Origin of the sequence: Neomegalonema sp. (assembly GCF_028688855.1) — a bacterium.
In the GTDB taxonomy this organism is placed as follows: Bacteria; Pseudomonadota; Alphaproteobacteria; order Rhodobacterales; family Rhodobacteraceae; genus Neomegalonema.
Map to the genome: position 1 here is coordinate 84,355 of NZ_JAQTXI010000015.1, position 9,123 is coordinate 93,477.

General features: G+C 67.6%; 9 protein-coding genes and 1 pseudogene. 1 reads left to right on the forward strand and 9 read right to left on the reverse strand.

What is annotated here, in order from left to right:
* Nucleotides 1-9: 9 nt before the first annotated feature.
* From PHN62_RS12250 to PHN62_RS12260, 3 genes are read right to left on the reverse strand one after another with little or no spacing between them, the layout of a single operon-like run.
* The gene (locus PHN62_RS12250) at nt 10-1,518 is read right to left on the reverse strand and encodes a sugar ABC transporter ATP-binding protein (protein WP_300151035.1); all 1,509 of its coding nucleotides are present in this window, start codon (nt 1,516-1,518) and stop codon (nt 10-12) included.
* The gene (locus PHN62_RS12255; RefSeq protein ID WP_300151037.1) at nt 1,511-2,341 is read right to left on the reverse strand and encodes an amidohydrolase; all 831 of its coding nucleotides are present in this window, start codon (nt 2,339-2,341) and stop codon (nt 1,511-1,513) included. Before PHN62_RS12255 ends, PHN62_RS12250 begins: the two co-directional genes overlap by 8 nt.
* 37 nt (nt 2,342-2,378) lie before the next feature.
* Nucleotides 2,379-3,116, reverse strand: a complete 738-nt coding sequence (locus PHN62_RS12260; protein WP_300151039.1) for an SDR family oxidoreductase — start codon at nt 3,114-3,116, stop codon at nt 2,379-2,381.
* A gap of 140 nt (nt 3,117-3,256) precedes the next feature.
* On the opposite strand from PHN62_RS12260, the gene PHN62_RS12265 reads away from it, so the two are divergent.
* On the forward strand, nt 3,257-4,069 hold the full coding sequence (locus PHN62_RS12265) for an IclR family transcriptional regulator (RefSeq protein WP_300151041.1): 813 nt from the start codon (nt 3,257-3,259) through the stop codon (nt 4,067-4,069).
* 42 nt (nt 4,070-4,111) lie between these two features.
* Here the strand turns inward: PHN62_RS12265 and PHN62_RS12270 are convergent, their stop codons facing one another.
* The 6 genes and pseudogenes from PHN62_RS12270 to PHN62_RS12295 all read right to left on the reverse strand — a co-directional run.
* Nucleotides 4,112-4,546 (reverse strand): RbsD/FucU domain-containing protein, encoded by a 435-nt coding sequence (locus PHN62_RS12270; protein WP_300151043.1) that lies wholly within the window; start codon nt 4,544-4,546, stop codon nt 4,112-4,114.
* Between the two features lie 85 nt (nt 4,547-4,631).
* Nucleotides 4,632-5,405 (reverse strand): GntR family transcriptional regulator, encoded by a 774-nt coding sequence (locus tag PHN62_RS12275; RefSeq protein ID WP_300151045.1) that lies wholly within the window; start codon nt 5,403-5,405, stop codon nt 4,632-4,634.
* Nucleotides 5,406-5,532: 127 nt separating this feature from the next.
* Nucleotides 5,533-6,519, reverse strand: coding sequence for a TRAP transporter substrate-binding protein (locus PHN62_RS12280; RefSeq protein WP_300151047.1), 987 nt, complete (start codon nt 6,517-6,519; stop codon nt 5,533-5,535).
* Between the two features lie 21 nt (nt 6,520-6,540).
* Nucleotides 6,541-7,806: a TRAP transporter large permease gene (locus PHN62_RS12285; RefSeq protein WP_300151049.1), complete on the reverse strand. Its 1,266-nt coding sequence runs from the start codon at nt 7,804-7,806 to the stop codon at nt 6,541-6,543.
* On the reverse strand, nt 7,806-8,426 hold the full coding sequence (locus PHN62_RS12290; protein WP_300151051.1) for a TRAP transporter small permease: 621 nt from the start codon (nt 8,424-8,426) through the stop codon (nt 7,806-7,808). Before PHN62_RS12290 ends, PHN62_RS12285 begins: the two co-directional genes overlap by 1 nt.
* Nucleotides 8,427-8,644: 218 nt before the next feature.
* Nucleotides 8,645-9,001, reverse strand: a pseudogene (locus PHN62_RS12295) (proline racemase family protein); the annotation flags it as partial.
* Nucleotides 9,002-9,123: the final 122 nt, after the last annotated feature.

Sequence of the window (9,123 nt, forward strand, 5' to 3'; positions counted from 1 at the left end):
GTTCGTCCCTTATCCTGTCGCTTGCGCCGACTCGCGGCGGATCGCCAGAGCCATGATCTCTTCCTGACTCGCGCCGCCCGGCAGGAAGCCGGTCAGACGCCCCTCGCACATCACCGCGATCCGGTGCGACAGACGCAGGATCTCCGGCAATTCGCTGGAGATGACGATGATCGCCTTGCCTGCGGCGGCCAGCTCCTCCAGCAGGCGGTAGATCTCGGCCTTCGCCCCGACGTCCACGCCGCGCGTAGGTTCGTCGAAGATCAGAACCTCGCAATCGCGCAGCAGCCACTTCGCGATGACCACCTTCTGCTGATTGCCGCCCGAGAGCAGCCGCGCCTCCTGAAGATCCGAAGGCGTGCGGATGCTCAGCGTCCTGATGTAGTCGCGGGCGATCCGCGCCAGAGCCCCTTCGTCGATGCGCCCGAGGCGGTCGGCGTGGCGCGAGAGGCTGGTCATGGCGACGTTGGCCCGGACGTCCATCCCCAGCGCGAGGCCGAATTGCTTGCGGTCCTCGGAGAGATAGCCGATTCCGGCGGCCACGGCGTCCTTCGGGCTGCGGATCTCGACGGGGCGCCCCTGCACGAGGATCTCGCCCGAGTCGCGCGGATCGGCGCCGAAGATCGCCCGCGCGACTTCGGTGCGTCCGGCGCCCATCAGCCCCGCGAAGCCGAGGATCTCGCCCTTCTTCAGGCTGAAGCTCACGTCGCGCAGATCGGGACGGCGGCTGATTCCGCGCACTTCGAGCGCGGTCTCCGCCCGGGAGAGATCGGGCGCCGGGGGGCGTTCATCCGAAATCTCGCGGCCGACCATCATCGAGATGATCTTCGAGATGGGAGTCTCGGCCGCCGCGACCGTGCCGACCCAGGCGCCGTCGCGCATGACGGTGACGCGGTCGGCGATGCGCTTGATCTCGTCCATCTTGTGGCTGATGTAGACGATCCCCACGCCCTCCGCCTTGAGCTGGCGGATGATGGCGAAGAGGTCGGCGATCTCGGCGTCGTTGAGGGCGGCGGTGGGCTCGTCCATGATCAGCGCGCGCGAGCGATGCGACAGCGCCTTGGCGATCTCGACCATCTGCTGACGCGCGATGGTCAGCCGCCCGACCAGGGCGCGCGGATCCATGGGGGCCTTCATGCTGCGGAAGAGCGCGGCGGTCTCCTCGTTGAGGCGCTTCTCGTCGAGCCGCCCGAAGGAGAGGCGCGGCTCTCGACCGATCCAGATGTTCTGGGCGACGGTGAGGTCGCGCATCAGGGCGAGCTCCTGATGGATGATGCCGATCCCGAGATCCTGCGCCGCCCTGGGCGAGGTCAGGAGGGCCTCGCGCCCCTCGACGAGGATGCGCCCGCCATCCGGGACGTAGACTCCGGAGAGGCATTTCATCAGCGTGGATTTCCCCGCGCCGTTCTCGCCCATCAGCGCATGGACCTCGCCCGGACGCAGATCGAAATTCACGCCCTTGAGCGCATGGACTCCGGGGAAGCGCTTGTCGATTCCCTCCATCCTGATGAGATCAGCCATGATCCGCCCCGTAGAACCGCGCGGCGTTCGCGCCCAGGATTCCCGCGCGCTCGGCGAGGGAGAGATCGCGCAGGAGCGCTTCGGTCAGACGCAGCCAGTCTTCGTAGGAGGCCGCGAGGGTGAGCACCGGCCAGTCGCTGCCCCAGATCAGCCGTTCGGCGCCGAACAGCTCCAGCAGAGGGTCGAAGACCGCATGCAGGGCGGGCAGGGGGTCCCTGCGCTGTTCGGGCGAGAACTCGGTCAGCAGCCCCGAGAGCTTGCAGTGGACCTGCGGATGCGCCGCCAGAGCCGCCATGCCTGCGCGCCAGGCCGTCAGCTCGCCCGGCTGCGGCTTGGCGGCGTGGTCGATCACGAGCGGAAGATCCGGATGCGCGGCGGCGAAGGCCTCCAGAACGCCCAGATGACGCTCCGTCGCGAGGGCGTCGAAGCGCAGGCCGAGGGCCTTCAGCGTCGCCAGAGCCTCCGGGCGGGGGGCGGTCAGGAGCCAGTCCGTGCGCGCGATGTCCTGGAGCATGGGCCGCACGCCCTTGAATTTCGGATCGGCGGTCAGATGGCGCAGATCCTCGGCGGCCTCGGGCGAGGCGAGGTCCACCCAGCCCACCACGCCCTTGATGCGCGGATTCCCGCGCGCGAGGTCGAGCAGGAACTCCGTCTCGGCGAGGGAATCCGCCGCCTGCACGAGGATGACCTCGGCGTCGTCGGGGGCGTGCTCCGGCAGGAAGTCGCGCCGCAGGGGCTGCAGGGCGCCGCCTTCGCCCGCGAGCCAGCGATAATCTCCGCGATCCAGCCGCCAGAGATGACGATGAGCGTCGAGGATCCGCATCTCCAGGCCTCCTTCCGGAATTCCGCGCGGCTGGGGGTCAGATGGTGACGCCGCCGTCCACGAGGACGGCCTGCCCGCTGACGAAGCGGCTCTCGTCGGAGAGAAGATAGACCACCATCGGCGCGATGTCCTCGACCGTCGCGAGGCGTCCCATGGGCTGGCGGGCGATGAAGTCCTTTTCGGCCTGGACCGGATCGGCGGCGGCGGCGATGCGTCCGCGCAGCGAGGGCGTGTCCACCGTGCCGGGGCAGAGCGCGTTGCAGCGGAGCCCCTGCCTGACGAAATCCGCCGCCACGGCCTTGGTCAGCCCGATGACGGCGGCCTTGGTCGCGCCATAGGCGGTCCGGTTGGGAAAACCTTTGATCGAGGAGGCCATGGAGGCCATGTTCAGGATGCTGGCGGTTCCGGTCTCGGCGGCCCTGGCGAGCATCCCCGGCAAACAGGCCCGCGTGAGCCGCATCATGGCCGTCACGTTGAGGTCGAGGCTGAAGGCCCAGGCCTCGTCGGAGATCTCGAGGATCGTTCCGTGATGGACGAAGCCCGCGCAGTTGAAGAGTCCGTCCAGCGGCCCGACCTCGGCGGCCGTCGCGAGGACGGCGGCGGGATCGGTCACATCCAGCGGACGCGCCTCGATTCCGTCGAGGCCCTTGAGCAGATCGGGGTTCAGATCGGTGGCGACGACTCTTGCGCCTTCGGCCGCGCAGGCGAGCGCGCTCGCCCGTCCGATGCCCTGGCCCGCCGCCGTGATCAGAATCGTCTTGCCCTTGAGCCGCATCGGGATCCTCCCAGATCCTGCGCTCCTTTCCGGATGCGCATTTCTTATATGAACTATATATTCACAGATGAACGCTTGACGCAAGGGTTTATTTCGGCTGGATTTCACCGGGGCCAGGCCGAACCGCAACGGGGAGACGCATGACGCTGCAAGAGGACATGGAGGAGATCGAGGGGGGGGGCTCCTCCTCGGGCCGCTATCGCGCTCCGGCGCTCGACAAGGGTCTGGACATCCTGGAGATTCTCGCCGCGCAGACGGGCGGGATGACCCGCGCCGAGCTGGTCAAGGCGATGGGGCGGGGCCCTTCCGAGATCTACCGGATGCTGGAGCGTCTGGTGGCGCGGGGCTATGTGGCGCGCATCGAGGGCGGCGACCGCTACGCGCTGTCGATGAAGCTCTTTCTGCTTGCGCACAGCCACCCGCCCTTGCGGCGGATGGCGGCTCAGGCTCAGCCGCTGATGGACCGCTTCGCGCTGGAGACCCAGCAATCCTGTCATCTGGTGTTGCCGGAGGCGGGGGTGGGGATCGTGACGGCTCAGGCCAGCCCCAGGGCGCATTGGGAGTTCCGGGTGCGGGTGGGGGCTCAGATCGACCTCTTCGAGACGGGATCGGGACAGACCCTGCTCGCCTTCCAGCGCCCCGAGCGCCGCGCCGAGACCCTCGCGCAATGGGGCGTCTCCGATGCGGAGGCGCGTCTTGCGCCCCTGCTCGGGCATCTGGACGAGGTGGCGGCTCAGGGCTGGCGCGAAGCGCCGTCGCGGCAGCTGGTGGGCGTGATCGACCTGAGCGCGCCGGTCTTCGGGCCTCACGGCGAGGCGGCGGCGGCGCTGACCTGCGCCTACATCGCCCATTACCATGACGCGCCGCCGGTCGGCAGGGCGGAGACTCTGGAGAAGCTCCTGACCATGACGCGGGCGCTCTCTCTGCCGGGGCGCGACGAGGCGGCCGACTGACGGGGCGGAGCCTCGGGGCCCGGCGGCTCGGGGCCCGGCGGCTCAGGGGTTGATCACGCCCTTGCGCAGGATGAAGTTTCCATAGGGCCGCGTTTCGGCGGTGCGGAGGATCGCGTAGGCCTTGCGGGCGCGGTCGTAGAAGGCGAAGCGCTCCAGCGAGGCCGAGGCGACGCCCTCCGCCCCGAAGAGCGGTTCGGCCAGGGCGACGGCCTCGGGAACGGCGGCCGGATCCCCCACGACCTGCATGGTGAGCACGGGGTCGGGCTCGTGGCCGTCGAGGGGCAGCAGCGAGAGCACGGCCTTCAGGGCGCGCAGGGCGTCGCAATCCATGCGCAGGGCCCGCCCGAGGACGGTCGAGCGCGCCACGGATTCCGCCGGGAAATTCGCGTCGCAAAGCACGATCTCGTCGCCGTGGCCCATGGAGGCGAGCGCGGCGAGCGTTTCCGGTCCGAGCATCGGATCCAGACCCTTGAGCATCTTCAGGCCTCCTTGCGGCGCGGGAAGGCCGTCCGGATCTCCGGCGGCCTGGGGCGGGGGATCCTCGCGCCGGAGGCGGGGTCGGTCAAGCGCCCTCCTGCTCGGGCGAGAGGTCTTCGCGCTTGCGCCGGAGGGACATGGTCAGCAGGCCCTGACGGATGTTGTCGATATGGGCGCGCATGGCCTCGGCGGCCTCGGCGTGACGCCCGCTCCGGCAGAGGTCGAGCAGGGCGCGATGCTCGGCGACGGCGCGTTCGCGGGCCCCGGGGACGCCCAGAAGCTGGATCCGGGTGTGCAGGTCGCATTCCGTCAGCAGATTGGCGACGAGGACCATGGTCCTGGGGCTCGCGGCGTGCCGGTGGAGCCGCATGTGGAAGTCCCTGTTGAGGCCGCTCCATCTGGCGACGTCATGGCTGTCGAGCGGCTGGGCCAGAGAGAGGGCGTATTGCTCCTGGACATGTTCGAGCGCGGCGAAATCCCCGGCGGTGAGCTTGCCGATGGAGCGCGCCATCAGCCAGGGCTCCATGAGGCTGCGCATGGAGAACAATTCGTCGATCTCGTCGAAGGTGAGCTCGGCCACCACCGCGCCGCGATGGGGAGACATGCGGATCAGGCCTTCCTTCTCCAGCATGAGGAAGGCCTCGCGCAGGGGGATGCGGCTCATGCCGAACTCCCGGGCGAGCGCCTCCTGACGCAGCTGGAAGCCCGGCGGATAATCCGCGTTGAGGATCCTCTCGCGCAGCTCCTCGAGGGCGGCCATGGCCATGGTCCGATGCTGCATGCTCTTGCCGACGCCCATGGCCCTGGGCCCCGTCTCCAGCCCGGGATGCGGTCCGAGGGCCTCGGTCTCGTCGGTCATGAAACTTGTCCTCCATGCTGGGCGGCGGCTCTGACGACGGCCGTCGGCCCCGGCGAAGCGTTCTACGCCGGGGCCTTCTCTGCTGCAACGCGCGCGGGAGCGGCGCGAAGCCGCCCCCTCCGCCGGCTCAGAGGCTGGCGCCGATCTCGCGCAGCCGCTCGATGACCGGGGCCTTGGGGAGCCAGATCTTGTCGAAGGCCGTGATGAGGTCGGTGGTGTCCTCCTGCCGGATCTCGTGCATGGGCACGCCGGTTTCGCGGAACTTCTCGATCAGGGCGGGTTCTTCTCCGGCGAGGCTGTCGATCTGCTCGTCGAGGACGGTCGTGACCGTCTCGGCGATCAGCGTGCGGTCCGCTTCGGCCATGCCCCTCCAGACGCGTCCGGAGGCCACCGCCGCCGCGGGCATGAAGAGCGCGTTCATCCGCAGGATGGATTTCGCCACCTTGTCGAAACGCTGGTTCCACGAGAATTCGATGTCCGCTTCGAGCCCGTCGACCTGGCCGTTCGACATGGCGTCGAAGACCTGGGGCGTGGGAATGGGCGTCGGGGCGGCGCCGAGGAGCTGGTAGAAGTCGCGATAGACCGGCGTCGGATTGATGCGCAGCTTCATGCCGTTCAGTCCGCCGAGATTCTCGATGGGTCTGGCCGAGAAGACCGTGCGCATGCCGGTGATCGCCCAGCCGAGGCCGATGGTTCCGGTCTCCTGGGGCAGCACGTCGAAGAGCTTCAGCACCTCGGGGTGGCGGACGAATTTCGCCACGGCGTCGGTCGAGCGCACCAGATAGGGCGCGTTGATCGCGGCGATGTGGTTCACCCGCGAGCCGAGTTCGGCGGCCTGGATGAAGCCCATGTCCACGGCGCCGGACTGCAGCTGCTGCATCATCGCCGGTTCGTTGCCGAGCTGGCCGGAATGGAAGACGGCCATGTCGAGCCGTCCGTCCGTCCGCTCCTTGAGCAGCTCGGCCAGACGCAGGGCGGCGTCGTTCCAGGAATGCCCGACGGGCGTGATCAGTCCGAGACGCATCTGGGTGCTCTGGGCGCGCGCGACCATCGGCGCGGCGAGGGTCGAGGCGGCGGCGCCGACGAGCAGCTGACGACGGGAGAGCTTGAACATGGTGTTGTCCTCCGGATTGTTCTAGTTGACGAAGATCAGCGAAAGGGACGGGAAGACCGACAGGATCACCAGCAGCACGCAGGAGATCAGGAAGAAGGGCATGGTCACGAGGAACATCCTGCCCGGATTGGCGCCCGTCGCGGCGGCGGCGACGAAGAAGCAGAGCCCCACCGGCGGCGACAGCAGGCCGAGCACCAGATTGATCACCACCACCACGCCGAAATGATGGGGGTCGATGCCGTAGACTCCGGTGGCGATGGGCAGCAGGATCGGGACCGTCATGATGAGGCCGGGGATTCCGTCGATCACCGTGCCGATGATCAGCAGGATGAGGTTGACCAGCAGCATGAAGACGATGGGGTCTCTGGCGACGGTCTGGATCCAGCCCGCGACCTCCTGGGGCACCTTGCCGAAGACGAGGATCCACGACAGCACGCCCGCCGCCACCACCAGAAACAGCACGATGGCGGAGTAAAGTCCGGCGCGGGTCATGATGGCGGGCAGCTGCGAGAACTTGAGCTGCTTCGTCCAGAACCTGCCGATGATCAGCGCCATGACCGCGCCCACGGCGCCCGCTTCGGTCGCGCTGGCCACGCCCGAGAAGATCGACCCCACGATGACGATGGGAATCGAGAGCGAGGGCAGAGCCGCCCGGACGGTGGCCGCGCGCTGCCGGAGGGTCTGGGGCTCGCTTCTCGGGAATTTCTGGCGATGCCCGATGATCGCGATCACCACGCAGAAGAGGGCGGTCAGGATCAGCCCCGGCACGAGCCCCGCCATGAGCATGTCGGAGACCGACACCTGCGCCATGACGCTGTAGACCACGAACATCACCGAAGGCGGCATGATCGAGCCGAGCATGCCGCCATAGGCGGTCAGGCCTGCGGCGAAGTCCTTGTCATAGCCCTTCTTCTCCATCTCGGGGACCATGATCTGCGACATGATCGCCACCTGGGCGGTGGCCGAACCGAGGATCGAGGCCACGAACATGTTGGCGATGGCGTTGACGTAGGCCAGGCCGCCGCGCAGGGATCCGACGAAGGCCATGGCCATGTCGACGATCTTCTTCGTGATGCCGCCCGCGTTCATGATCTCGCCGATGAGCACGAACAGAGGAATGGCGATCAGGCCGTAGCTGTCGACCGCGTTGAACATCTGGAGGGGGTAGCTCTGGAAGAGCACCGTATCGCCCGAGAAGACCACATAGGCGATGGCCGCGACGCAGAGACAGAGCCCGATGGGGACTCCGACCATCATGACGGCGACGAAGACCAGAAACGTCAGCATCAGTTCACCGCCTCTTCCGCATTGATGGCCAGATCGCGCGTGATCTTCTCGACGAGGCCGAGATCCTCCATGAGGTTGGCGAGGCCGTGGATGATCATGGAGAGCGCGAAGACCGGCAGGATCAGATAGAGGATCCAGGTCGCCCAGTTCAGGGTCTGCGTGCGCTCCGTGTACACGAAGTTGAAGGTCTCTCCGGCGAAGGCTCTGGCGTCGAAGCCCGCTCCGGCGATCCCGGGCGGATCGAACCAGAGCCAGCACATCGCCGCGAGGGCCAGCCCGAAGGCCACGACGATGATCGTGGAGAGGATGCGGCAGATGCGGACTCCGCGCTCCGGAAGACGCTCGGTCATCATGGTCACGGCGAAATCCAGACGCAGGCGCGTCATGGTCGAGGCGCCGATGAAGGTCAGCCAGACCATGCAATAGACGGCGAATTCGTCGATCCAGTAGAGCGGGGCGCCCAGATAGCGCGTCGCGACGTTCAGCAGGATCGCTCCGGCGAGGAGGCTGATCAGCAGCGTGACGGCGGCGCGCTCCAGACCCAGCAGGCCCTCCGAGAGTCTGACGACGACGTCCCATGGTCCGCGTCGCCGCCCCGCCGCATTCATGGCGCGTGGCATGATGGATTCTCCCCCTGACGTTCTTGTCCTGATTTTCCTGAAGCGTGATGTATAAAATCGACGGTGTCAACGCCGTCGCCGGGACGGGCGGCCGTTTCCCGGCGACGGCTCAAGCAGGCTCGGGCGAATCCCCGTCCGGCCGCCTCCCCCGGGAGGCGGACTTCAGGGGCGTCCGGAATTCTCCCGACCGGTGGTCAAGCCCGGGCCGGGCAGGGGGCTCACTTCACGACGAAGCCATGCGCGAAGGGGTCGCGGTCGTCGATGAAGATGGTGTTGTAGCCGGTCATCCGCGCCCATCCGGCGATGGAAGGGATGATCGCAGGCTGTCCGGCGACTTCCGTCGCGGCCTCGACGCGGCCCTTGAAGATCGAGCCGATGATGGATTCGTGGTGGAATTCATCTCCAGGCTTGAGCTTGCCCTTCGCGGCGAGCTGCGCCATACGGGCGGAGGTTCCTGTCCCGCAGGGCGAACGGTCGATGGCCTTGTCTCCGTAGAACACCGCATTGCGGGCGTGAGCGCCTTGCGTCACAGGCGCGCCGGTCCAGAGGATATGCGTCAGGCCCCTGATCTATTGACGGACATAAGGTTTGAGAAATCCGAGATGGGCCGGGACGAGAAGGGATTTTGAGGGATTTGTGCTTTAATTGTCGTCGGTTAGGGGCGAAGCGGTCCGGCCGCCGACGCGCCGCCGAGGTT

Excerpts from the sequence above, each read along its gene's own strand:
- PHN62_RS12250 (WP_300151035.1), bottom strand. The coding sequence starts at position 1,518 with ATGGCTGATCTCATCAGGATGGAGGGAATCGACAAGCGCTTCCCCGGA.
- PHN62_RS12255 (WP_300151037.1), bottom strand. The coding sequence starts at position 2,341 with ATGCGGATCCTCGACGCTCATCGTCATCTCTGGCGGCTGGATCGCGGA.
- PHN62_RS12260 (WP_300151039.1), bottom strand. The coding sequence starts at position 3,116 with ATGCGGCTCAAGGGCAAGACGATTCTGATCACGGCGGCGGGCCAGGGC.
- PHN62_RS12265 (WP_300151041.1), top strand. The coding sequence starts at position 3,257 with ATGACGCTGCAAGAGGACATGGAGGAGATCGAGGGGGGGGGCTCCTCC.
- PHN62_RS12270 (WP_300151043.1), bottom strand. The coding sequence starts at position 4,546 with ATGCTCAAGGGTCTGGATCCGATGCTCGGACCGGAAACGCTCGCCGCG.
- PHN62_RS12275 (WP_300151045.1), bottom strand. The coding sequence starts at position 5,405 with ATGACCGACGAGACCGAGGCCCTCGGACCGCATCCCGGGCTGGAGACG.
- PHN62_RS12280 (WP_300151047.1), bottom strand. The coding sequence starts at position 6,519 with ATGTTCAAGCTCTCCCGTCGTCAGCTGCTCGTCGGCGCCGCCGCCTCG.
- PHN62_RS12285 (WP_300151049.1), bottom strand. The coding sequence starts at position 7,806 with ATGCTGACGTTTCTGGTCTTCGTCGCCGTCATGATGGTCGGAGTCCCC.
- PHN62_RS12290 (WP_300151051.1), bottom strand. The coding sequence starts at position 8,426 with ATGCCACGCGCCATGAATGCGGCGGGGCGGCGACGCGGACCATGGGAC.